This is a genomic window from Sinorhizobium sp. NFACC03 (genome assembly GCF_900103435.1).
Classification (GTDB): Bacteria; Pseudomonadota; Alphaproteobacteria; order Rhizobiales; family Rhizobiaceae; genus Ensifer.
The window spans coordinates 1-22,849 of the sequence record NZ_FMXF01000055.1 but is presented as its reverse complement, the minus strand read 5'-3'; the positions used below and the strand labels follow the sequence as shown (position 1 = coordinate 22,849).

Here is a 22,849-nt window from a genome sequence, read left to right as displayed (position 1 = left end):
GGCCTCGTTCTGTGCCGCATTGAAAGGCCGGACACATGGCAGCTCCGACCAGCAATGTGCAAAAAAGTCAACAAACCTCTTGCCAAACCGGAGCCGTCCACACATGGCGCAAAGCTGATCCGTTGCCGGACTATGGCAATTCGATCTCGCCGTACACCATGTGGTTGAGATTGGTGCCTTCCGCCGTCAGTGTAATGCGGACCTTCAACTTCTTGCCGCCGACCTGCCCTTCGCGCACGGTCTCCTCGATCTGCGCTGGGATGTGACGCCGACTTCTTTCAGGAACTTGCGGATCGACATGTTGAAGGCGTCTTCGCTCATGGCGGAACTCCTCTCCTATCCGGGAGGGATTGTAAGGGAACGCAAGCTGTCAAGGAAGGACAGTGGCGCCCGCGCCATAGAAGTAGACCCCGTGCCCGGAGGAGGCATCGGGGTCTCTTGATCGGCCCCTTGGGAGGAGGAGCGGAACCGATCGATGACTTGGGCCGTGGGAGCAGGACTGCGGGTTGTTAATGGTGAGGATAAATTATGCCCCGTCATTGGAGTGTGCCCTAGGTAACATCGCAGCCTTGCGCAGAGAGCCGGGCGAGATTTGTTCAAAATTGCCGCAGCCGCCACTATACTCTGGCGATATAACCGGGAGAGAGTTCATGCGTCCTCTAGCCCAGTGCCAAGCGTTAATGGCGGCGGTTCTCGCAGGCGCGGCCGCCGTGGTTTCGACATCCGCGCCCGCTCAGGATCGACTCGGCGAGCGTGCGGCGATGATCGAGACGATCAAAATGCACGCCCGTTCGGCGCCGTCAGCGGTCGAGGGCCAGGGCATCGATCCGGCTGTGTTGGAGACGATGGGAAGGGTGCCGCGCCACCTTTTTGTGCCCGAGGAGCAGCGTGGCGCGGCCTATCGAGATCGGCCATTGCCGATCGGATACGGACAGACCATCTCGCAACCCTTCATCGTCGCGCTGATGACGGACCTGATCAACGTTGGGCCTGGCGACGCTGTCCTCGAGATCGGCACTGGCTCGGGTTATCAGGCAGCCGTCTTGTCGCCGCTCGCAGCGAAGGTTTACTCGATTGAGATCATACCGGAGCTGGGCGAAAGGGCGGCCGCCCGATTGGCGGAGCTCCGCTTCGACAATGTCGAGGTGAGGGTGGGCGACGGCTATTATGGTTGGCCTGCGCACGCGCCTTTCGACGGTATCGTGGTGACTGCCGCTGCCAGTCACATCCCGCCACCGCTGGTCGAGCAACTGGCCAAGGGCGGCCGAATGGTCGTCCCCGTGGGAGGCCCCTTCGCGACCCAGTTTCTCATGCTGGTCGAGAAGCGACGGGACGGAAGCATCACGACCCGGCAACTGCTGCCGGTGGCCTTTGTGCCGCTGAGGGGAGGTAGAGCCCAATGAGAGCGGGGCGCCTGCTGCCGGTTGGTCTCATATCGGCGGCAACCCTTGCTCACGAAGTGCTGCTGATGCGGCTCTTTTCGATCATTCAGTGGCATCAATTTGCCTATATGATCATAAGCATCGCACTCCTGGGCTTCGGCGCGAGCGGTACGTTCGTTGCATTGGCCCGCCGCCCTCTGGTGAAACGGTACCCGGCCGCCTTCGTAGCGTCGGCAGCGCTGTTCGGCATCACTGCGGTTGCCAGCTTCGCCGGTGCCGAACGCCTGCCGTTCAATGCGCTCGAGGTCGTCTGGAATCCGGGCCAGCTCGGTTGGCTCGCGGCTAGCTATGCTCTCCTGGTCCTGCCGTTCTTTTTTGGTGCCACCTGTATCGGCCTTGCCTTCAGCCGCCATCCTGGCCAGATCGGACGCGTCTATGCCTTCGACCTGGTCGGCGCTGGGGTCGGTGCACTGGGCATCGTCGGACTCCTGTTCCTGGTCTTTCCCTCTGCGGCACTGCGCTTTGTCGCGGCGTTGGGATTTGCGGCGGCTGCCCTTGCCGCGACGGGCATGGCTCGCCATCGGCGGCTCGCCGCGGGCAGCCTCGGGCTTGCAGCCGCGGTCATCGCGGTGTGGCTGCCACCGTCCATAACGGCCACCGGCCCGCACATGTCGCAATACAAGGGCCTAAGCATGGCTCTCGACGTCCCCAACGCGCGGGTGGTCGAGGAGCGATCAAGCCCGCTCGGACTACTGACAGTCGTGGAGAGCCCGAGCGTCCCATTCCGGTACGCGCCGGGCCTCAGCCTCGCCAACACCCAAGAGCCGCCCACGCAACTCGCCGTCTTCAGCGATGGCGATAGTGTTACAGCGATGACCGCCTATAGCGGCGATCTGGCGACGGTCGCCTATCTCGACCGGACAACGGCGGCGCTCCCGTACCGCATGCTCGCACGGCCGCGAGTGCTGGTCCTCGGTGCTGGTGGCGGCGAGCAGGTGCTGCTGGCGCTGCGCTCCGGAGCCGATCTCGTGGACGCTGTAGAGGTCAACCCGCAGATGATCGACCTGGCTCGCAATCGCTTCGCGAACTTCGCCGGCGGCATCTTCAGCCGACCGAACGTGCATCTGCATCTAGCCGAGGCGCGCGCCTTCGCTGCGACCGCTGGCGAGCGTTACGACGTGATCCAGATGCCGCTCCTTGACTCCTTCAGCGCGGCCGCGGCCGGCGTGCAAAGCATGCACGAGAATTACACCTACACCGTGGAGGCACTGCGGAATTACCTGTCGGTACTGAAACCAGATGGCGTCGTCGCCATCACGCGATGGCTGCGGGTGCCGCCGCGCGACATCCTTAAGCTGTTCGCCACGGCTACCGCAGCGCTTGAAGCGGATGGCGTGTCCCAGCCCGGCCGGCACCTGGCGCTGATCCGGAGTTGGAATACCGCAACCCTGCTTGTCGCCACGTCGCCGTTCACTGGTGAGGACGTCGCAGCCATCCGCGGCTTCGCGGACGAGAATTTCTTCGACATCTCCTGGGCGCCGGGCATCTCCGCGAGCGACGTGAACCGCTACAATCAACTCGACCAGGAATATCTCTACGAGGGAGCCCTCGCTCTCCTTGGCCCTGAACGAGCCGACTTCACGGAGCGCTACAAGTTCGATATTGCGCCGGCCACGGACAATCGACCATATTTCTTCGACTTTTTCCGCTGGCGTGCGCTGCCCGAGCTCCTGACGCTGCGCACCCAAGGTGGGGCAGCGATGCTCGACTGGGGCTACCTGATCCTGGTGACGACGCTCGTCCAGGCCGTGATCCTCAGTGCCGTCTTGATCCTGCTGCCGCTCTGGCTTCGCCGGCGCGCACTCGGGAAAGCCGTACCCCGGCTGCGCTTCGGGCTCTATTTCCTTGCCTTGGGCCTGGCCTTCCTCTTCATCGAGATCGCCTTCATCCAGCGCTTCGTGCTGTTCCTCGGCCATCCGCTCTACGCCGTCGCTGTCGTGCTTGCGGGTTTCCTCGCCTTCGCAGGTCTCGGTAGCGCCTTGGCTGCACGCTGGGTGGCGGCGGTCGGATGCGGATCCGCGGTGCGCGGCATCACCCTCGCTGTCGTAGTAATCGCATTCGTGGCCGGGACATACCTGCTCGCGCTGCCTTTGATATTCGAACGGCTGCTGGAACTCCCGGATGCCGCGAAGATTGCAATCGCGCTCCTCCTCATAGCACCGCTCGCTGTCTTCATGGGTATGCCGTTCCCCCTCGGCCTCGGCCACGTCGGCGCACGCTCGGAGGAATTTCTTCCCTGGGCGTGGGGGATCAATGGCTGTGCGTCGGTGCTAAGCGCGATCCTCGCCGCGCTGCTTGCAATGCATATCGGATTCACTGGCGTCGTGACGATGGCCGTGATCCTCTATCTTGCCGCGCCGGCCTTACTCGCCGGATCGATACGATCAGCAGACGTTGCAAGACGTTAATCCAGATCGGAACTGTTCGCGAGATAGGCGAAACGGGCAATCCTGCAATTGATGTCGGCACATCGTTTGGTGTCGATCGCGGAATGCGACATTACCCGGTGCAAACAGGGGGAGGGCGTCCCAAGCAGCCGTGCGGCGTCCAATACATGCGGCGAGGGGCGCCGTGCCCCTTTCTTCTCGTCCACCCCCAGCTATTTGTCCAAGAACAATCCTGCTCCGACTGGCAGGAGGCGCCGTCCGCCGCCTTTCGGCCGAGAAGAATAGCGAGCGCGCCATGCAAGTTCAGGTCGAAACCTTTGTGGACGAAGGTGGTGTCGAAAAGATCCGGCGATTTTACCTCAACGGCCGGCAGGTCGAAGTGGTCGAAAACCTCGATCAGTGGCATGGCGCCGACTACCGATACTTCAAGGTCAGGGGCAGCGAGGATGACGTTTACATTTTGTATCTGGACGTACTCCGAACGCAGTGGGCGCTGACGATGTATCAACGCTCGCAATCACCGGGCTCCCGCGTCGCCATGTGACGTTCGACGTCAGTATTCGCATCTCCTCACTACAGGCCTTTCCAAGCGGCTGTGGAGAGTTAAATATGTGCCATCGTCCTAATCTTGGCCGCTACGGTGATCGCTCTCCGCAATCTTAGGAAATCCTATGAGACTGCCGAAGGGCGGCTTGAAGTGCTGAGAGGGGTCAATCTCGATCTCGGCGCGGGAGACAGAGTTGCCCTGACAGGGGAGTCCGGTAGCGGAAAGAGCACGCTCCTGCATCTCATAGCCGGCCTCGACCGAGCGGACTCCGGCGAGATCGCGATCGGGGGGCGAGATATTTCCAAGCTGAACGACCGGGAACGCGCTGCCTACAGGCGGACAGAAGTCGGCCTCGTATTTCAGCAGTTCAACCTTGTCCCGTCACTAGACGTGGCCGCGAACATTGCTTTCCACGCCAGGCTCGCGGGACGCCACGACAGAGAGTGGGAAAATGAACTCGTGGAGCGCCTCGGAATCGGGACGTTGCTGACCAGATATCCCGAACAACTTTCCATCGGACAGCAGCAGCGGGTGGCGATCGGACGAACCCTTGCCGCGCGTCCCGGCTTAGTTCTGGCGGATGAGCCCACAGGAAACCTGGACGAGGCCAACGGAGACGCTGTCCTGGAACTGATGCTCTCGCTATCGAAGGGAAGCGGGTCGACACTTCTCCTGGTGACACACTCGCAAAGACTGGCGGGTAGGCTCGACCGGCAGGTGCATTTGCGATCCGGGAAGATCGAATGAAGATGTGGACCGCAGCCACGGCACTTCTGTCCCACTGGAGACGACGACCCCTGCAACTCGGCGCTCTCTTGTCCGGCCTGGCGCTGGCGACGGCCCTGTGGTGCGGAGTGCAGGCGATCAATGCAGAAGCTCGCGCGAGCTACACCCGCGCCGCGGTTGTGCTCGACCAGAACGGATTGGCGAACCTCGTTTCTCCAAACGGCAGCTCGATTCCTCAGTCCGCCTTCGTGCGGCTCAGACGGGCGGGCTGGAACGTGTCACCAGTTTTGGAGGGAGACTATCGGTTCGGAGTCACCCGGTTAAGGGTGATCGGCATCGAGCCACTGACGATGCCCGCGGAGACTAACACCGTCGACCTGGGAAATGCCGGGGACTTGCTTTCCTTCATCACGCCTCCTGGCATGCTGTTCGTCTCTCCCGCAACAGCGAAAAAAATGCGAGGACAGACGGACCTCGCGCTGCGTGTTTCGGATCGGATGCTGGACGGCGCCGCCTTCATCGACATCGGCTTGGCCCAGAAGCTGTTAAGAAGAGAGGGTGAACTCAGTCGGATTGTGATCGACGAAAACCAACGTTCCGGTCTGGAGCCGCTTGAAAAGCTTGTTCCAACGCTCTCGGTTCGCGAGCCGAATGCAGAAACCGACGTCGAGCATCTTACCGAGAGCTTCCATCTCAATTTGACGGCCTTCGGTTTTCTCGCCTTCGCGGTGGGGCTGTTCATCGTGTACTCGACGATCGGTCTCGCCTTCGAGCAACGGCGGCCGACCTTCAGAACGCTTCGTTGCCTTGGAGTTTCGTTGCGTGCGCTTGCGGTTCTGCTGCTCTCCGAGCTTGTCCTTTTCGCCCTTTCCGCCGGGGCGGTCGGCGTCGCGATCGGATATCTGGTCGCATCGCTGCTGCTGCCCGGAGTGGCTGCAACCCTTGAAGGCCTCTACGGAGCCAGCGTGCCTGGGACGCTTTCCCTGCGTCCGGAGTGGTGGGTTTCTGGTTTTGCCATCGCGGTGGCCGGAACATTGGTTTCCTCGGCGCAGAGCCTGTTGCGCTTGATGAGGGTGCCTTTGCTCGCGGCGGCCCAGCCCCAGACCTGGGGGCGATCGTGGCAAGCGGCGCGGCGGGTTCAGGTGTTGGCCGCAGCGGCTTTGCTCGCCCTCTCGGGCGCTCTTCTTCTGTGGGCTGAAGGACTCGCTGCGGGCTTTGGCGTTCTTGGCTGTCTTCTGCTCGGGGCGTCGCTACTTCTCCCCACCGTACTCTCCGGGTTCCTCACCTTAATGCAGCGAACGTCTTCGCGCGTGCTTGTCACGTGGTTCTGGGCCGACGCGCGGCAGCAGCTCCCCGGACTTTCCCTCGCGCTCATGGCATTGCTTCTTGCGCTGGCGGCAAACGTCGGCGTCGGAACGATGGTGTCGAGTTTCCGTCTCACGTTCGTCGGCTGGCTCGACCAACGCCTCGCCGCCGAGCTTTACGTCGCTGCCCGGAACGAGGGCGAGGCAGACAGGCTCAGGACATGGCTCGCAACGAAGGTGGAATCGGTGTTGCCGATCTTGAGCGTAGATGCCGAGATCCGGGGGCAGCCGATGCAGATCTTCGGTGTTGTTGACGATCCGACCTACCGGAAGCACTGGCCCCTGATTGTTGGCATGCCGGACGTCTGGGATCGGGTGGCGTCCGGTCAAGGGGTACTGGTCAACGAACAGTTCTGGAGGCGGAACCGGCTCCGCGTCGGCGATCAGCTAGATCTGGCGAGTGACTGGAAGGCGGCGGTTGTCGGCGTCTATTCGGATTACGGAAACCCAAAGGGCCAGGTCATCGCCGGAATAAACGCCCTGACCTCTCGCCACCCGCAGGTCTCGCGCCTGCGCTACGGTCTGCGGATCCAGCCTGATCAGGTGGCGGACCTACAATCAAGGCTCTCCGACGAATTCGGACTACCACCGGGTAATATCGTCGATCAAGCGGCACTGAAGGAACAGTCACAGCGGATCTTCGATCGCACATTCTTGGTTACTGGCGCGTTGAACATCTTCACGCTCGGGGTGGCAGCCCTGGCTATGTTCTCAAGCCTCCTCACGCTACAGGAAATGCGCCTCCCGCAACTTGCGCCCATTTGGGCCTTGGGGGTCACGAGACGTGATCTCGCTCTTCTTGAAGTTCTAAGGACGTTGGTGCTCTGGCTGGCGACATTTATTGCCGCTTTGCCCCTCGGCCTGGCGCTGGCGTGGGTGCTTCTGGCGGTGGTGAACGTCGAAGCCTTCGGCTGGCGTCTGCCGATCTATATCTTTCCTTACGAGTGGGTTCGCCTCGGACTCGTCGTACTCGCCGCTGCGGTCGTTTCCGTATTGATTCCGCTTCGCCGGCTGGCGGGACTCACGCCGTCGGAACTTCTGAAGGTATTCGCCAATGAGCGTTAGATCGACTCTGATCGCTTTTGCGGTGACGACCATGGCCAGCTTGTGCGGGAGCCAAACGGCCTCCGAGGGTTTTGGTGACCTTGGCTTGCCGGCTGAAGGGTTTTCGGTGCCACAGCCCGGCCTGCTGTTCCGTTTCCCTGCCGACCACGGGCCACATCCGGACTTCCGGATAGAGTGGTGGTATCTAACGGCCAATCTTGAAGCCCCCGACGGAACTCAATACGGGGCGCAGTGGACCCTTTTCCGGTCAGCGCTTGCTCCGGGTGACGCCAACGCGTGGTCGAGCCCACAGCTCTGGATGGGGCACGCAGCCGTCACCACTTCAGAAGACCATTTCGTCGCAGAACGTATATCACGCGGGGGAGTGGGGCAGGCTGGTGTTGTCGCGGCGCCGTTCTCGGCCTGGATCGATGACTGGCAGATGAAGGGACATGCCGCCCCGGGAGTGGATCAACTGGCCGACCTCAGCCTGACCGCGACTACAGAGGAATTCGGCTATGAACTCCGCCTATCGGCTACCGGTCCGCTGGTACCACAGGGCGACAACGGCTATTCGGTGAAATCAGCGAAGGGACAGGGCAGCTACTACTATTCGCAACCGTTCTATGCGGTGACCGGCTCGCTTTCGCTACCGACCGGGAATGTAGAGGTGACGGGGAAGGCTTGGCTTGACCGCGAGTGGTCGTCACAGCCGCTCGCGGAAGACCAGACCGGTTGGGACTGGTTCTCGCTGCATCTCGATACAGGCGAGAAGCTCATGGGCTTCCGTCTCAGAGATGAAGGTGAGGGATATACCTCCGCCACCTGGATCACTGCCGACGGGCGACCGGACCCTTTACCCGCAGCAGCTCTCAAGATCGTTCCCGTGCGAACCGCCAAAGTCGCAGGGCGTCAAATTCCTGTTTCCTGGAACGTCCAGATTCCCAGTCGCGGCTTTGACGTCACGACCCAGCCTCTGAACGACCATGCGTGGATGTCAACGTCCATCCCGTACTGGGAAGGCCCGATCGCCTTCGAGGGCAGTGTCAGTGGCAGGGGTTACCTGGAGATGACCGGGTACTAGCCCAAACCAAGGGTAGCGGGAAGGCGAGGGCTTTTTCTTTGAGATCACGGAAAGACGCAGCTATCGCGGCTATGGGCCGCCTACGCTATCTTCCGCATCCCCGCGCTGAGAAAGTCCCTGGGGCTGGCGGGCCTGCCGAAAAACTGACCGCCGGGCGATAGCCTTGGTTCGGCGCCTGGGATGGCTCAGACAGCCGCAATTCCCGAAAGATCGCAGCGCGATGCCTCTTGTTCAGAGCGACTTCAACACGTCGCCAATTGCATCCAACAGCATGTCCGAGTTCTCGCGGGAGAAGACGAGGGGTGGCCTGATTTTTAGAACATTGGCATTGGGGCCGGAGGCGCTGATGAGGATGCGGCGCTCTCGCAGACCATTGACGATCCGGGTCGTCAGCGCGGCATCGGGGCTCTTGGCGGCAGGGTCGGCGACGATCTCGACGCCGATGAAGAGACCGGAACCGCGCACGTCCCCGATGGCGTGGTAGCGATCGGAAAGGCTCTTGAGGCCGTCCATCAGGTAGGAACCGACCTCCAGCGCATTCTGCTGCAGGCCTTCAATGCGGATCGTGTCGAGCACTGCCCTGCCGGCCGCGGCGGCGACCGGATTGCCGCCGAACGTGTTGAAATAACGCGCCTTTCGGCCGAACTCGGCGATCACATCGGGGCGCAACACAATGCCCGCCGTCGGATAGCCGTTGCCCATTGGCTTGCCGATCGTCACCATGTCGGGTGCAACGCCGTGGCGTTCGAAACCCCACATGGTTTCGCCCGTGCGGCCGAAGCCAGGCTGCACCTCGTCAGCGATAAAGAGGCCGTCAGCCTCGTGGATCGCGTCCACCGCGCCGCCGAGCGTCGCACGACTCGCGGGACGGGCACGGCGGGTATCGGATATATATCCTGATATAACACGGAGGCTGGCCATGAGCAGTGCCGCACAGAAGAGAGCGATCCAGAATTACCGCGCGCGCTTGACGCAGCGCGGCTACAAGCGCTTCGGAACTGCTGCTCGCTTGGTGGGCTGGCATTCTCACCCCGTTTCCTTCGATGCGCCTCACGCAATCGATCTTACTTTTGCTGCATTGCAACACAAACAATGGCGCGACCGTGGGCCGGGACTGCGGGATTGAGACCAAGGTTTCCGTAGAAAGAACCTTGTCAGTGTAAGGATATCCGATGCTTGACGCACCAAAATCGAAACCTCAGGACTTGGAAACCATCGCACGCAGCGGCGGGGCCCTCCGCCGCATGGCTGCACGCGTACCAACCTATCTGACGGATGTGCGGGAAAATCCAGCCTGGCTACCGATGTTCCTGCTGGCGCGGACGATGCCGTTCCGCAAGGCGCATTGGCTGACCGCCAGACCCGTGCGATCAAGTACAAGTACTGCGCCTTCGATGTTCGGTGACCTGAGAGCGGAAGGTGTCGCGGCCGAACTCAGGCGAACAGGAATCGCTACCGGTCTCACACTGCCAGCGTCGATCCAAGCGGAAATCGCTCGTTTCGGGCACGAAACACCGTGTTTTGGCAACTTCGATCGTAAGCTTGAGTTTCTCGCCGGTGAGCACGCAGACGCTGAGCGGCGTTTCGGCCGCACGATACTGAGTGGCCATCATTTCGAGCGAGTCCAGCAATGTGACGCCGCCCTGGCGGTGCAGCGGGACCCGTTGCTTCTCGACGTGGCCAGGCATTATCTCGGTGGTGAAGCCAAGCTGATCACCACACGGACATGGTGGAGCTTCCCGACGAAGTCGGCCTCGGAGGCCGATCTCAGCCGCGCCTCGTTCAAGTTCCATTTCGATCTCGACGATTGGCGGATGTTGAAATTCTTTTTCTACCTCACCGACGTCGATGCCGATGCCGGCCCGCATGTCTATGTTCGCGGCAGTCACAACCGCCGGCGCATCAAGCATCAACTGACGCTGCTCGTGGGGCATCCGGCCGATGAAGTGCTGGGTTTCTATGGTGAAGACAGCGCCGTCACCTTGACCGGCAATGCTGGCACGGGTTTTGTCGAGGACCCCTTTGGCTTTCATATGGGGACATTGGCAAAACAGTCCCCGCGCCTGATGATGGAGGTCGGGTTTGGCGTGTCGAAGCCGTCAAAGCGCCGCTATCACGGTGAACCGGTCATCCGCTGAACTCGGCGGCAACTGCAAGCCGCCGCCAATGGGGCTTCAAATGTCATCTGGCATCCGTTAGATACCTCCACGTCGTGTGAGGCGCGAGGTGGGGTCTGATGTTGAAGCTGCTTAAACAGTGGGCTCGGACGATCAAGAGAGACGTCCATGCTCTTTGGCTAGCCTCGCACGACCCTCGCACGACCCTCGCACGCCGTGGTACGCAAAGGCATTTTCCTTCTTAATAGCGGCCTACGCGCTCTCGCCCATTGATCTTATTCCAGACTTCATCCCCGTCCTCGGTTATCTCGACGAGGTGATCATACTGCCGCTGGCAATCCTCCCGGCTATACGCATGGTACCTCCTGATGTCATGGCGGAACATCATGCAACAGCCGCAGCCGGAAGGCCGGTTAGTCCCGGCGCGGCGTTTTTCATTGTTGCAATATGGATCGTGGTTCGAAGATTGTCCTGTAGCTTCCCAGCACACGATGCCTAGTCTACCACTCAGACAGGAGTGGGGCGATATAGGCTACGGAGCGTGATCATGCCCTATCTTAAGAACTAATGCATGGCTCCTCTCCAGGATTCTAGGAGCCGAAGCGACGATCTCGTTGAGATGGTCGTATCGCCAACGCGAACGACGGTTTCGACCGCCCGCGTAAACGCTGATCGCCCAGCCGTATGTCAGCTTTCCAAGTCGGTCGCCGTGACGACATCCTCGGCACCATCGGCGTCGGCGATGAGACAGTCGAGGCAGTCGCTGCCACGCAGGCGCTGGACGGCGTCGTAGAGCCGAGCAAGAGCGGAAAGATGCTTACGGCGTGTCGATGGCTCCAGCAACGTTTTCAGGACGTCGCTCCAGATCGTCGCCCAGAACCGCGGAGCCGGAGGAACCCACGCTGACCAAACCAGCCGTCGCTGGCGGCAACGATGTCGAACTGAGCTTGAGTGGCTTGTTTCGTAGCAGATGAAAGGACGCGCTGCACTTCGGTGTAGGGCGAGAACGCAACAGCCAAATGACCTTTCACACCGTTTCGGAAGGTTGCCTAAAAGGTCATTAGGTTCGAAAAAGCAACACTGCCCAAATGGCTGTCCAGTTCCATAATACATCTTACGTGATTTTCGGCACTATTGCCCCTTTTAAGGGGTTGATAACTTGGTTTTCGGCGGTAATGATCCCATCAAAGGGGTCGAAAAATGAAAAGAACACTGCAGATCCACTTTGACGGCGAATGGCACGACGCGGCAGCTCTTGAGCTGAAGGACGACGATACCGGCTACGTCGGTAGTTCGGTCGTCGACTACGATCTCGACTACTTTCTCGCCACGGCCGCGCAGGGTTTCGCTGCGGGTCAGACGGTCTGCGATCACCGCGCATTGTCTGTTCGCTGTCCGATTGACCTTGAAAATCGGTACAGCCGTCACTGGCCAGCTTTCCTCCTGGATCTCATGCCACAAGGCCATGCACGGCGAAAGTTGGCTGAGCATATGGGGCTCGACGAAGCGGCTCGTTCATCGGATCTATCTTTGCTCCTCCGAGCCGCAACGGGCGGAATTGGCAACATCCGCATCAAGGAAGCGGCAGAAGCGGAGTCCGCTCGATTGAGCGGCTTGCAGCGCCAGGGCGTAACGGAGGCGGATATCCTCGGGCGATCGGACCGCTTCATGGAAGTTGCCGACCGTTTCGCAATGTTGGCTTCCGGTTCTAGCGGACTGCAGGGTGAGTGGCCAAAACTGTCAATGACCCAGGCGAAGAACGGGCTCTTTTATCCCGACAGCATCGTGACCGACGACGAGGCCCTACGGCACGTCATCGTCAAGCTTGTTCGTGGCCCTGAAGCAGTTGACCGCACCATACTTGAAGGCGAAGCGATCTATTCGCGCATTGCCTTGGAACTTGGTCTCAAAGTCAAAGAACCGTCGATTTACGCTGACGGTGTGCTGATCATCCCTCGCTTTGACCGGAGCCTTAGCGCGAATGGGGAGACGATCCGGCTCGGACAGGAAAGCCTCGTTTCGGCGCTCGGTGTTGCAGAGTTCGGTCACATCGGCACACATGAGGCCTACATCGAGCTACTGAAACGGCATTCCGATGACCCGATTGCCGACATTGCAGAATATTTGAAACGCGATATCGCCAACCTCGCGCTCGGCAATCCCGATAATCACGGTCGTAACTCCGCGTTGAGCAAGTACCCCAACGGAAAGATGCGACTGTCACCACTCTTTGACTTTGCTCCCATGCGGTTGGCGAAAGAGGGCGTTGTGCGATCTACCCGTTGGGCCTCCATGCGTGACGGCGGCCTGGACCATTCACCTGACTGGAAACGGATTTGTGCTGAGGTCTGGCCGGACCGCGATGTTCAGACGAAGCTGATGTCAGAGCTGCAGGCTTTCGCACAGCGTCTCAGACTGGTGCCGAGCCATGCGAAAAGGTTGGGAGCGCCGGACGTCATCATCGAACGAGCCATGATGCGCTGCAGCGAGATCGCTGACGGTGTTGAAGACGCGTTCTCTAAACCGGAAGGAGCCTGATCAAAGTGGCACGGTGGAAAAAGCCGACGAAAGAGCAGGTTTCGGTGATGCGCCAGGATCTTGCAGAACAGGCGCGACGCGGCGGCTTGCATTTGCCGGATGCTGTGGTGGATATGCGCAAAAGCATAGGCCTCACGCAGCAGGAGTTTGCCAACACCCTCGGCCTTACTCGTAGACAGGTCGCGGAAATCGAAGCGGGCACTGCTAACCCGACATTGGAGACGTTGGACAAGGTTGGCCGGCTGTTTGGCTTCGCAGTGGGTTTCGTGCCGAAGCTACGGCAGGATCCCTAATCAAAGTTCTCGCTCGACGTGTCGCATCCGTTCTGGAGGTTATCCTACCCTACTGTGGATCGGCTTATCGCTTTGCTCGTGGTGCTCGAGACCCGCTTCCGTCCGGCCCATTTTCTAGAAGACACGGTATTTGAAAGCCCGATCGTTATGGTGTTTACGCGATATGTAGCCAGGCCTCGTCGCGATCACGCGCTGCTCCTCTTGGGTCCCGTCTGTTTATCCGCCCGTGCAGCTTGACGTCCAATTTAAACTGCATCCAATTTAAACTCGACGTCGCCCGACAGCAGGTCTTATTTGCGGGGTAAACCGTTTCCTCAGCGTCGTTCAGAACCGTCGAGACGGTGTTTCAGCCGGCTGTGAAGACGAATTGAAAGGACCTGTCGGCGGCAAAACGTCGAAGGTATTCGACACGGAACGCTTCGGACGGGGGCAGTCGGTCCCGCTTTCCCCGCTGACGCGGCGCTATACTGAAAGCTCCGATACGCTTCATCTGGAGCTGGCCGATCCTTGTCGGCCGGTTGCAACGCTAAGGGACTTGTCGCAGCACCTCAGGCCTTCGGCGAAGGCCATCATCAGTGGTCCGACGCCCTTGGCGTCATCGGCGACCACCTGCTCCGAGAGGTAGTAGCCGGGCGAGCCGTCGCGATAGTTGCCTTCGAAGCCGCCAAGACCAGCGACACCGACGATTGTCGTCAATCGAGTGATGCCCTCGCTATCGGCGACAAGGCGCCCCGAAATCAATGCGTTGAGGGCCCGCCGGCCGGCCACAATGGCTCGATCAGCCTGAGAAAGGCCCAGTCGCGCGTAGCGCAGCAATGCGTAGGCAAACATGGCAGAAGCAGAGCTTTCCTCATAATTGCACGCAAGATCGGGCTCATCGAGGACTTGCATCCAGAGGCCGGACGGCGTCTGGCGTGCCATCAACTCGTCAAGCAGCAGGCTGGTCCTCAAACGTAGCGCTGCGGTCGCCCTGTCGTTGGGCAGAAGCGCCAGCGCATCAACCAATGCCATTGCCAGCCAGCCGACGGCCCGGGCCCAGACCGCCGGCGACCTGCCTGTAATCGGGTCGGCCCAACTTTGCTTCCGGCTGTCATCATAGCCGTGCACGTAGAGGCCCTTGGCGGTCGCGGTGAGCGCAAGTGCTGACGTGAACTGCTGAAGCGCATCGGCAATCAGAGCCGGATTGCCGGTCGTAAGTGCGTATTCGATCTGAAACGGGAGACCCATATAGAGACCATCGAGCCAGACCTGGTTAGGGTAGCGCTGCTTGTGCCAATAGTTGCCGGAGAGAATACGCGGATGGGTTTCGAGTTGGCCTGCGAGATGATCTGCCGCTTTCCTGTAGCGGGGATCCCCTGTTTCTACGGCGAGCGGGAACAGGACGCGTCCTGCAAGGATGTTGTCGATATTGTACTCCGCATGATCGTAGCCGAGCAGTGTGCCGTCAGGAGCGACCTGGCGGTCGATAAGCCGGCGCAGGTGCTCGCTCCAGCGCCCCTCGCCGGTCGCCTCGAAAAGAAGGCGGAGACCGCGGTAAATGCAGCCGTCCTCATAGCACCAGCTTCCCCCCTTATAGGGAGTGTAGCGTCGCGCGAATTGGTCGAAATAGGTGGTCGGGTCCATCGGATATCTCATTCAAGGGAAACGGAAATCGAGGCTTTGCTCAAGAGCGCAGGTTCATCGCAGTCGACGTCGGCGCACTCGGCGACGATCGTCTCGTGCCGCATCGGTCGCACCCGGTCAGCCATGATCGGAGGCGTAGCGGTCGCGTCGCCGCGAAAGGACGCGATCTTCAACCGGCGAACTCTGATGTTGCGGATCGGTGCTTCCGGCAGCCCGAGAAATGCCCCTGCCGCGTGCGCGAGCTTGCGGATTTCGACGTCCTCAACGGTGACACCATCGATGATTGGGGTTCCCGGGCCGGTAGCAGCCGGCCAGCGCGATTGCACCCACTCATCGTGGCCGTCCGCGTCGCAATGATAATGGGCGTTGGCCGATAGCGCCGTCTCGACGCCATCCATGAGAACTCGCCGCATGGCAATGTTCGTGATCGAGCCGCCGCGACCGCGCCTTGTCTTCAGACGCAAGCCGCGATCGGTGCCGATCATCTCGCAGTCCTCGACGGCGACATCGTGCACGCCGCCGGACATTTCCGAGCCAATAACGAGGCCGCCGTGGCCCCGCTCCATCAGGCAATGGGTGACACGGATGCCGCGAGTTTCGGTAAGGTGATCGTCTTCGCCATTTGGCCCGCGCTTTCCCGCTTTGACTGCGATGCAGTCGTCCCCCACGGAAAATCGCACGCCGGTGATCGTGACGTCGCGGCAGCTTTCGGGATTGAATCCATCGGTATTCGGGCTGTCGGGCGGAGCAGCCACGGTGAGGCCTGCAGCGACCAGCCGGCTGCAACCTTGCGGATGGACTGTCCAGGACGGCGCGTTGCGGATGGTAAAGCCAAGCAATTTCACGTCCGTGCAGGAAACGAGGTGGAGGCCACGCGGGCGGCGGGCTCCGTCGCGGGTTTCCTTTGGCCAGCTCCACCAATCACCCCGGTCTCCTGATCCGTCGAGCGTGCCCTCGCCCTCGATCACCAGGCTTTCAGCGCCGATGGCATGTATTGGAGCGGCAAAACAGGCGGCCGGCAGACCCTCCCAGCTTCCCAGCATCCTGCCCATTGCATCGCGCCCCTCAAGAATGGGCCAGCCCGCGCGCACCGAGGGCGCATGAAGGACCGCTCCCTTGGAAATATGCAGCGTCATGCCGCTCTTGAGCCGAACCGGAAAGGTCGTCCAGTCACCTTTGGGCAAGTGCAAAGCGCCCCCGTCGGGCACGGCGACGACGGCATCCGCCAGTGCGGCGGCATTGGCGCGGGCACCCTCAAGGTCGTTGTGACGCACACCCTGCACAAGCCCGAATGCGGTTGGATCGATCAGACCGGCGCAGGCTGCCGTTTCGAACTCGAGCGATTGGAACCCTTCGACCTCGAGCCGGTAGCGAACACCGGGCTGCAGATCGTGAAAAAGGCTCACGACCGTCGTTGCCGCGCCTTCGCGCACGTCGCCGTCGCCAGTCAACGCCGAAAGCCGCCAGGACGCGGGCTCAAGCAGGCGATAGAGCGCTCCGGCTTTAGGCAGGCAAAGCGCTGCCGTTCGCGCTGACAGCGCGATGATGGACGGTCGGATCATGGTCTCGTTCTCTTGGCTTGTCCCGTAAAGACGACCCGCCGCGGATATCGCAGCGGGAAGTCTGAGGATCAATCGAACTCGGCGAGCACTTCGTTCACCGTATCGATGATCTGCGCGGCTGCCTCATCCGCCTTGAGCTGGCCATAGGCATATTCCTCCAGCGTATCGATAAAGGCTGCGCGCACTTCCGGATGCTCGTTGAACGGCGAGACGGCCGGGCCGCTTGCGGCAACGACGATCGCGTTTGCTGCGCGCACTTCCGCTTCGCCCTTGTTGCCGAGACGGGCGGCGGCGGCCTTCGACGCCGGCAAGCCGCGCGATGTGCCGAGCGCATCGATGCCCTCCGGTTCGTTCAGCAAGCAATTGACGATCTGAGTTGCCGCCTCGGGGTCCTTGGAGTACTTGGAGATGGAGAACACCATCGAGGGCTTGCGATAGACCCCTTCGGTCACCGCATCCGGAAGCTTCAACATTGCCACCGGCTTCAATAGCTGACCGTCTTTCAACGGGTCTGCATATTTCGAATAGGTCGAATCCCATTCGTAGGAGCCGGCAATCTTGCCGTCTGCCCAGGCCGGCTTTTCAAACAGATTGACATTGCCATCGGCTGCTTCTTCCTTCTGCGATCTGATCGCTCCGGTCTCGACCAACTTGCCCAGGAACGATATGCCCTCGGCAAGTTCCTCCGGCGTCCAGGCAACGCGATTGGTCGCGGGATCGACTAGATCCTTCCCGGTCTTCTGCACCACGGCCAGCGTGGTCAAAAGCTGCGCCGTCTCCTTGACGGCGTTGAAGGTATAGTAGTCCTTGCCGAGCTTTTCCTTGATCGTCGCCGTGGCCGTGAAGAATTCGTCCCAGCTTTTCGGAATGGCGACGCCTGCCTTTTCGAATGTCGTGGCGTTGAAGAAGAAGACGCGGCCCGTCGTCGAAACGGAGAGCCCTTGCAGCACGCCGTTCATCGAGCTGGCGGCGAGCTCCGCCTCGCTCCAGTTGGAAAGATCGATCGCCTTGAGCTTGCGCAGATCAGCGAAGCCGTCGCCATTCTTCGAGAACAACGGCAGCCAGGGCCAGTTGACCTGGATGATATCGGCTTCGGTCTTGCCGGCCATCTGGGTCGTCAGCTTTTCGAGGTAACCGTCAAATCCCGTGAATTCGCCCTTGACTGTATGGCCATATTTCTCGCCACAGGCGGCGATCGCCTTCTGGGTGGCGACGTGGCGGCTCTCGCCGCCCCACCAGGCCATGCGCAGTTCGGCGCCCTGAGCGGCCGTCCCGAGGGCCAGGGCGCCATAGGCAACGCCGGCCAATGCTGCGATCGTTCTCTTCATTTTCATCGAACTTCTCCTCCTTGGAATTGGGCCGAGCGCTCCCTCCTCACAGCGAAACGTTGCGGCCATCGGTCTTGTCGAAAACATGCAGGTGGTCGGGGTCCGGGCGCAGGCGGATAACGTCCGACTGGCCAAGTGTCTCGAATTCGGCGGCGCCCACGACGCTCACCAGTTTGCGGCCTTCGAGGTCGGCATGCAGGTACACTTCGTGCCCCATGAACTCGGCGTTGGTGAGCCTTGCTGAAAGGCCCGGCCCATCGGCGACGAGCGAAAGATGCTGCGGGCGCATGCCAAGCACGGCCTCTGTAGGTCTGGCCGAAAGTCTGCCCTCGAGATTGGCGCCGAGCGCCACGCGCTGGCTTCCGATCTGGAGATCGCCGCCCTGAAGCGTCGCATCGACGAGGTTCATCTCGGGGCTTCCGATGAAGCCGGCGACAAACAGGTTTGCCGGACGATTGTAGAGTTCCTTGGGCGTTGCCACCTGCATGATGTGGCCAGCCTGCATGACGCAGATCCGGTCTCCCATGGTCATGGCTTCCGTCTGGTCGTGCGTCACGTAGATGACAGTCGAAGACAGGCCTTCGGCCTTCAACTGTCTGTGCAGACCGGTGATGCGGACCCGCATTGAGGCGCGCAGCTTGGCGTCGAGATTGGAAAGCGGCTCATCGAACAGGAAGACGCCTGGCTTCTTGATGAGGGCACGTCCGAGCGCGACGCGCTGCGCCTGTCCGCCGGAGAGCTGCTTTGGCAGGCGGTCGAGCAGCGGCTCGATCTCGAGGATCCTGGCCACGTGCTTGATGGCTGCGTCGATCTCTGCCTTCGGCTTGCCGGCAATCTTCAGCCCGAAAGCCAGGTTGCCGCGCACCTTCATGTGCGGATAGAGCGCGTAATTCTGGAACACCATCGCGATCGAACGCTTGCCCGGCGGCAGGTCGTTGACCCTTTGGTCACCGATCACGATCTCGCCGCCCGAGACTTCCTCGAGCCCCGCGACCATGCGCAATGTGGTGGACTTGGCGCAGCCCGAAGGCCCGACGAAGACCATGAACTCACCATCCTCGATGTCGAGGTTGATGCCATGCACGGCCTTGAACGCGCCGCCATAAACCTTTTCAAGATCTTTCAGTTGAACCTTTGCCATGGTCAGCCTTTGACTCCCCCGGAGGAGATCCCTTCAATGAAGTACCGTTGCGCAGCGAAGAACACGACCAGAGCGGGTGTGATGGTCAGCACCGACATTGCGAGAATGCGGTTCCATTCAAAGGCCTCTGTCGTGTCGATGGAGAGTTTGAGCGCGAGGCTCACGGGATACTTGTCGACCGATGACAGATAGATCAGCGGGCCCAGAAAATCGTTCATCGTCCACATGAACTGGAACAGGCAGACTGAGATCAGCGCCGGCGCCAGCATTGGAACGACGATGTAGACCAGCGTCTGGAAACTGTTTGCGCCATCGACACGCGCTGCCTCTTCCATGTCTGCCGGCAAAGAGCGTAGGAACTGCACCAGCATGAAGACGAAGAAGGCATCGCCGGCGAAGGCAGAGGGCACCCAGAGCGGCAGGAAACTGTCCAGCCAGCCGAGATCACGGAACAGGATATATTGCGGGATGCGCGTCACGACATTCGGCAAGAGCAGGATCGCGATCACCGAAGCGAAGAGGATCTTCTTGAACGGGAAATCGAACCGCGCGAAGGCGTAGGCCGCCATGGTGCAGGAGATCGCCGTGCCGATCACCTTCGGCAGGATGATCAGGAACGAATTCCAGAAGAACCGGCCGAAGGTATAGGGCGTCGATGTCTGCCAGCCTTTGATGTAGCCATCGGCGGTCGGGTTGTCCGGCAGGAAGCCCGCCCCGGCGAAGATCTCTGAGTTGGTCTTGAAACTCGCGCCGACCAGCCAGATCAGCGGATAAAGCATGACGAAACCGACCGAAAAGAGCAACACGTAGCGAACCGTCGTCGACAGCAGGCCAAGCCTTGCCCTGCGTGTGGTCTGCTGGCCGTTGAGCGTTTGAAGATCGGCCATGGCTCAGTTCCTCTTGTCGCCGGCGTAGTAGACCCATTTCTTCGAAGACCAGAAGGCGACGAGGGTCAGCACGGTAATGATGGCAAAAAGCACCCAGGCAATGGACGAGGCATAGCCCATGTTGAACTTCTTGAACGCCTCGTCATAGATGTAGAGCGGCAGCAGATAGGTGGCCTTCAGCGGACCGCCCTGGGTGATGATGTAGGGGCCATTGAACTCCTGGAACGCCTGAACCATCTGCATGATAAGGTTGAAGAAAATGACCGGGGTCAGCAGCGGCAGCGTGATCCAGAAGAAGGTCCGCACTTTGCCCGCACCATCGATTGCCGCCGCCTCATAGAGCGATTTGTCGATGGATTGTAGCGCTGCCAGGAAGATGACCATGGCCGAACCGAACTGCCAGCAGCGCAGAAGCGTAATGGTGAAGAGCGCATTGGTCGGATCGCCGAACCAGTCGACCGGGGCAAGCCCCAACGTGGCGAGCGCCATGTTCGCAAGCCCCTCCGAGGCAAAGACATAGCGCCACAAGACGGCGATGGCGATCGAACCTCCAAGGATCGACGGCACATAGAAGGCCGTGCGGAAGAGGCCGATAAATTTCAATCGGTAATTCAGGATCGCTGCGATGAAGAGGGCAAAGGCGAGCTTCAACGGCACGGTCAGGAACACGTAGAGCAACGTGACGTTCAACGACTTGATGAACGTGCGGTCACGGGTAAACAGCCGCTCGTAATTGGCGAGCCCCGTCCAGCGTGGCTCGCTCATCAGGTCATACCTGGTGAAGCTCAGGTAGAACGAGCCGATGAACGGAATGGCCGTGAAAATCAAAAGGCCGATGATGTAGGGCGCGAGATAACCGAGCCCGAGAAGGCGCTGCCCTTTCATGCCCTTCCTCCCGGATGGCACAGAAATGCTGTCTTTATGGATACATTTTCGTACAAATTACGCTCCCGGATCGGCACGGACCAAAGTGGGATTTCCCCTTTTTCGCCACGACCCGATCCCTCCTCCCAGACGATGTGGTGCGCATACGCGGTTTATGCGGTGACAATCGTCCATCTCTTCTGCAGAATGAATTCACAAAGGCGAGGAAAAAGATGGACGAAATTGAAGGTGGAATTCTCTCTGCGATTCCGCCGACGGCGCTGACCCTCAATTTGACGCGAGCCGCTATCCGCATGGAACACTCGCACACCTGGCGGATCGACAAGTCCAATGAGGTCGATGACCTTGTGATCTGCCTCGAAGGGCGCGGGCATTACCTGATAGACGGCGAACCTCGAATCATGGAGCCGGGTGACGCGATGCTGATTTTGCGTGGCCAGCGTTTCGTCGGATGGAATGTGGGGCGGGAGACCTACCTCGGCGTCGCGCAGCACTTCACGCTCGATATCTACGGACGCCACAACCTCGTCGCGCAGATGGACCTGCAACCGAAGTTGCGCCTCATGCGCTGGCCGCTTCTCGAACCGCTGGTCCGGCACTATCGTCAGAGTGCGCCTCCATCCTCCGTGACCCTCGGCCAGCATCACCTGTTCATGGTGTTGCTCATCGCCTTTATCGAGGATGCGTTCATCGGGTGGCGGGACCATGCCACCTACCAACCCGAGGGTGCCGACGCGATCGATCTTGCGGTCATGAAGGCCGCAACTATGATCTCTGCCAACCCGCTTGATCCGGATATTGCGACCCGTGCGGTCGATGCAACGCCCTATAATCGCGACTACTTCCTGCGCGAATTCCAGAAGCGGGTGACCCGCACGCCGCGCAAGTACCAAGAGCTGAAGCGAATGGAGCGCGCGATGCACTTTCTGGAGGCTGGCCTTTCGGTCGCGGCGGCCGCCACCGAAGTAGGCTATTCCGACCCCTATTACTTCTCCCGCATGTTCAAGCGGACCTTGGGCCTCAGTCCGCGCGATCATCTGAACAAGGTCCGCCAGAGCCGCGATGGCGGCTTGATGCAACTCGATGAGCCCGAGCAGGCACTGGCGCTTGCGGATGGACTTGCCGGTAATCAGTCGGACACGCGATCGGCACTGGGTCGCTAAGCATGCAAGATGGGCTGCCGCAATCTCTGTCCCGGGCCGAGGAAGAGCATAAGGTCTGCGCGCAGCTGGCATCTCCTGATGTTCTCAGCCTACGGCTATTTTGAACTGGGCGAGCGCACCGCGATCGATCTCTATGCCGAGACCGGGCGCGTCCGGGATGGCAACGACACCATTCACGGCCTCGATCGGCGTCTTCAGCACCGCCTGGCGGAAGGGATTCTCCGTCCGGTCGAACTCCATGATCGGCTCGATCGGGTTCACCCGCACCGGGTCCGGCGTCATCGCCGCCATGAACTGTAGCGCAGCGGCAAGATGCACGCCGGTACCCCAGACATGCGGCACGATGCGAACGCCATGCAACGTCGCAAGACTTGCAATCTTCGCCATCTCGGAGAACCCACCGCAGCCGCAGAGATCCGGCTGCAGGATGTCGACGGCGCGGCTCTCGATCGCGGGCCACATTCCGTAACGCGCGTGCCACGTCTCGCCGCCTGCGACCGGGATGGGCTGCCCGGCCCTGACCTCGCGATAGGCCGAAAGCTGTTCCGGCACCACTGGCTCCTCGAACCAGTCGATATCGTAGTCCGCCGCCGCCTTGCCGAGGCGGATCGCCTCGGTGACGGTGTAGCCATGGTTGGCATCGATCATCAGCCGCATCTCGTCGCCGATCGCCTCGCGCACCGCGCGGATGACGCGCAGGTCTTCGTCGATGCTAAAG

Annotated in this window: 20 protein-coding genes and 2 pseudogenes; 12 read left to right on the top strand and 10 right to left on the bottom strand. The window is 60.7% G+C overall.

Features of this window, described 5'->3' with window-relative positions:
- Positions 1 to 130 precede the first annotated feature (130 nt).
- Positions 131 to 262: a DUF6494 family protein gene (locus BLU35_RS33470; protein ID WP_286161718.1), complete on the bottom strand. Its 132-nt coding sequence runs from the start codon at positions 260 to 262 to the stop codon at positions 131 to 133.
- Between the two features lie 388 nt (positions 263 to 650).
- Here BLU35_RS33470 and BLU35_RS33465 point away from each other — a divergent pair, with 388 nt between their 5' ends.
- The 6 genes from BLU35_RS33465 to BLU35_RS33440 all read left to right on the top strand — a co-directional run bounded on the left by BLU35_RS33465 (position 651) and on the right by BLU35_RS33440 (position 8,594).
- Positions 651 to 1,403, top strand: coding sequence for a protein-L-isoaspartate(D-aspartate) O-methyltransferase (locus BLU35_RS33465; protein WP_093236334.1), 753 nt, complete (start codon positions 651 to 653; stop codon positions 1,401 to 1,403).
- Between the two features lie 65 nt (positions 1,404 to 1,468).
- The gene (locus tag BLU35_RS33460) at positions 1,469 to 3,850 is read left to right on the top strand and encodes a spermine/spermidine synthase domain-containing protein (protein WP_286161717.1); all 2,382 of its coding nucleotides are present in this window, start codon (positions 1,469 to 1,471) and stop codon (positions 3,848 to 3,850) included.
- Positions 3,851 to 4,124: 274 nt separating this feature from the next.
- Positions 4,125 to 4,373: a hypothetical protein gene (locus tag BLU35_RS33455; RefSeq protein WP_093236332.1), complete on the top strand. Its 249-nt coding sequence runs from the start codon at positions 4,125 to 4,127 to the stop codon at positions 4,371 to 4,373.
- 96 nt (positions 4,374 to 4,469) lie between these two features.
- Positions 4,470 to 5,123, top strand: a complete 654-nt coding sequence (locus BLU35_RS33450) for an ABC transporter ATP-binding protein (protein ID WP_093236335.1) — start codon at positions 4,470 to 4,472, stop codon at positions 5,121 to 5,123.
- Positions 5,120 to 7,531, top strand: a complete 2,412-nt coding sequence (locus tag BLU35_RS33445; RefSeq protein WP_093236331.1) for an ABC transporter permease — start codon at positions 5,120 to 5,122, stop codon at positions 7,529 to 7,531. The genes BLU35_RS33450 and BLU35_RS33445 overlap by 4 nt, the downstream gene beginning before the upstream one ends.
- Positions 7,521 to 8,594: a lipocalin-like domain-containing protein gene (locus BLU35_RS33440; RefSeq protein WP_093236330.1), complete on the top strand. Its 1,074-nt coding sequence runs from the start codon at positions 7,521 to 7,523 to the stop codon at positions 8,592 to 8,594. The genes BLU35_RS33445 and BLU35_RS33440 overlap by 11 nt, the downstream gene beginning before the upstream one ends.
- Before the next feature lie 231 nt (positions 8,595 to 8,825).
- Here the strand turns inward: BLU35_RS33440 and BLU35_RS33435 are convergent.
- Positions 8,826 to 9,452 (bottom strand): annotated as a pseudogene (locus BLU35_RS33435) (aminotransferase class III-fold pyridoxal phosphate-dependent enzyme); the annotation flags it as partial.
- 61 nt (positions 9,453 to 9,513) lie between these two features.
- Here BLU35_RS33435 and BLU35_RS35430 point away from each other — a divergent pair.
- From BLU35_RS35430 to BLU35_RS33425, 3 genes and pseudogenes are all read left to right on the top strand, one after another.
- Positions 9,514 to 9,720, top strand: coding sequence for a hypothetical protein (locus tag BLU35_RS35430; RefSeq protein ID WP_143033048.1), 207 nt, complete (start codon positions 9,514 to 9,516; stop codon positions 9,718 to 9,720).
- A 46-nt stretch (positions 9,721 to 9,766) separates the two neighbouring features.
- Positions 9,767 to 10,732 (top strand): phytanoyl-CoA dioxygenase family protein, encoded by a 966-nt coding sequence (locus BLU35_RS33430; RefSeq protein WP_093236329.1) that lies wholly within the window; start codon positions 9,767 to 9,769, stop codon positions 10,730 to 10,732.
- A gap of 113 nt (positions 10,733 to 10,845) precedes the next feature.
- Positions 10,846 to 11,162 (top strand): annotated as a pseudogene (locus BLU35_RS33425) (YkvA family protein); the annotation flags it as partial.
- Between the two features lie 236 nt (positions 11,163 to 11,398).
- Here the strand turns inward: BLU35_RS33425 and BLU35_RS35850 are convergent.
- Positions 11,399 to 11,554, bottom strand: a complete 156-nt coding sequence (locus tag BLU35_RS35850) for a hypothetical protein (RefSeq protein ID WP_176907555.1) — start codon at positions 11,552 to 11,554, stop codon at positions 11,399 to 11,401.
- A gap of 357 nt (positions 11,555 to 11,911) precedes the next feature.
- On the opposite strand from BLU35_RS35850, the gene BLU35_RS33420 reads away from it, so the two are divergent.
- On the top strand, positions 11,912 to 13,249 hold the full coding sequence (locus tag BLU35_RS33420) for a type II toxin-antitoxin system HipA family toxin (RefSeq protein WP_093236328.1): 1,338 nt from the start codon (positions 11,912 to 11,914) through the stop codon (positions 13,247 to 13,249).
- A gap of 5 nt (positions 13,250 to 13,254) precedes the next feature.
- Positions 13,255 to 13,542, top strand: a complete 288-nt coding sequence (locus BLU35_RS33415; protein ID WP_093236327.1) for a helix-turn-helix domain-containing protein — start codon at positions 13,255 to 13,257, stop codon at positions 13,540 to 13,542.
- A 486-nt stretch (positions 13,543 to 14,028) separates the two neighbouring features.
- Here the strand turns inward: BLU35_RS33415 and BLU35_RS33410 are convergent, their stop codons facing one another.
- From BLU35_RS33410 to BLU35_RS33385, 6 genes are all read right to left on the bottom strand, one after another.
- Positions 14,029 to 15,165: a glycoside hydrolase family 88/105 protein gene (locus BLU35_RS33410; protein WP_093236326.1), complete on the bottom strand. Its 1,137-nt coding sequence runs from the start codon at positions 15,163 to 15,165 to the stop codon at positions 14,029 to 14,031.
- 8 nt (positions 15,166 to 15,173) lie between these two features.
- Positions 15,174 to 16,727, bottom strand: a complete 1,554-nt coding sequence (gene pglA / locus BLU35_RS33405; RefSeq protein WP_093236325.1) for a polygalacturonase PglA — start codon at positions 16,725 to 16,727, stop codon at positions 15,174 to 15,176.
- Between the two features lie 68 nt (positions 16,728 to 16,795).
- On the bottom strand, positions 16,796 to 18,061 hold the full coding sequence (locus BLU35_RS33400) for an ABC transporter substrate-binding protein (protein ID WP_093236324.1): 1,266 nt from the start codon (positions 18,059 to 18,061) through the stop codon (positions 16,796 to 16,798).
- A 40-nt stretch (positions 18,062 to 18,101) separates the two neighbouring features.
- Positions 18,102 to 19,196, bottom strand: coding sequence for an ABC transporter ATP-binding protein (locus BLU35_RS33395; RefSeq protein ID WP_093236323.1), 1,095 nt, complete (start codon positions 19,194 to 19,196; stop codon positions 18,102 to 18,104).
- Between the two features lie 2 nt (positions 19,197 to 19,198).
- Positions 19,199 to 20,083: a carbohydrate ABC transporter permease gene (locus tag BLU35_RS33390; RefSeq protein ID WP_093236322.1), complete on the bottom strand. Its 885-nt coding sequence runs from the start codon at positions 20,081 to 20,083 to the stop codon at positions 19,199 to 19,201.
- A gap of 3 nt (positions 20,084 to 20,086) precedes the next feature.
- Complete coding sequence (locus BLU35_RS33385) at positions 20,087 to 20,968, bottom strand: carbohydrate ABC transporter permease (protein ID WP_093236321.1); 882 nt, start codon at positions 20,966 to 20,968, stop codon at positions 20,087 to 20,089.
- Positions 20,969 to 21,180: 212 nt separating this feature from the next.
- Between BLU35_RS33385 and BLU35_RS33380 the strand changes: the two genes are divergently transcribed.
- Positions 21,181 to 22,131, top strand: coding sequence for a helix-turn-helix domain-containing protein (locus BLU35_RS33380; protein ID WP_093236320.1), 951 nt, complete (start codon positions 21,181 to 21,183; stop codon positions 22,129 to 22,131).
- Between the two features lie 84 nt (positions 22,132 to 22,215).
- On the opposite strand, the gene BLU35_RS33375 is transcribed toward BLU35_RS33380, so the two are convergent.
- A partial coding sequence (locus tag BLU35_RS33375; protein ID WP_143033047.1) for a mandelate racemase/muconate lactonizing enzyme family protein occupies positions 22,216 to 22,849 on the bottom strand: 634 nt, incomplete at its 5' end.

Excerpts from the sequence above, each read along its gene's own strand:
- BLU35_RS35430 (WP_143033048.1), top strand. The coding sequence starts at position 9,514 with ATGAGCAGTGCCGCACAGAAGAGAGCGATCCAGAATTACCGCGCGCGC.
- BLU35_RS33455 (WP_093236332.1), top strand. The coding sequence starts at position 4,125 with ATGCAAGTTCAGGTCGAAACCTTTGTGGACGAAGGTGGTGTCGAAAAG.
- BLU35_RS33460 (WP_286161717.1), top strand. The coding sequence starts at position 1,469 with ATGCGGCTCTTTTCGATCATTCAGTGGCATCAATTTGCCTATATGATC.
- BLU35_RS33430 (WP_093236329.1), top strand. The coding sequence starts at position 9,767 with ATGCTTGACGCACCAAAATCGAAACCTCAGGACTTGGAAACCATCGCA.
- BLU35_RS33400 (WP_093236324.1), bottom strand. The coding sequence starts at position 18,061 with ATGAAAATGAAGAGAACGATCGCAGCATTGGCCGGCGTTGCCTATGGC.
- BLU35_RS33420 (WP_093236328.1), top strand. The coding sequence starts at position 11,912 with ATGAAAAGAACACTGCAGATCCACTTTGACGGCGAATGGCACGACGCG.
- BLU35_RS33390 (WP_093236322.1), bottom strand. The coding sequence starts at position 20,083 with ATGGCCGATCTTCAAACGCTCAACGGCCAGCAGACCACACGCAGGGCA.
- BLU35_RS33380 (WP_093236320.1), top strand. The coding sequence starts at position 21,181 with ATGGACGAAATTGAAGGTGGAATTCTCTCTGCGATTCCGCCGACGGCG.
- BLU35_RS33465 (WP_093236334.1), top strand. The coding sequence starts at position 651 with ATGCGTCCTCTAGCCCAGTGCCAAGCGTTAATGGCGGCGGTTCTCGCA.
- BLU35_RS33395 (WP_093236323.1), bottom strand. The coding sequence starts at position 19,196 with ATGGCAAAGGTTCAACTGAAAGATCTTGAAAAGGTTTATGGCGGCGCG.
- BLU35_RS33445 (WP_093236331.1), top strand. The coding sequence starts at position 5,120 with ATGAAGATGTGGACCGCAGCCACGGCACTTCTGTCCCACTGGAGACGA.
- pglA (WP_093236325.1), bottom strand. The coding sequence starts at position 16,727 with ATGATCCGACCGTCCATCATCGCGCTGTCAGCGCGAACGGCAGCGCTT.
- BLU35_RS33410 (WP_093236326.1), bottom strand. The coding sequence starts at position 15,165 with ATGGACCCGACCACCTATTTCGACCAATTCGCGCGACGCTACACTCCC.
- BLU35_RS33440 (WP_093236330.1), top strand. The coding sequence starts at position 7,521 with ATGAGCGTTAGATCGACTCTGATCGCTTTTGCGGTGACGACCATGGCC.
- BLU35_RS33385 (WP_093236321.1), bottom strand. The coding sequence starts at position 20,968 with ATGAAAGGGCAGCGCCTTCTCGGGCTCGGTTATCTCGCGCCCTACATC.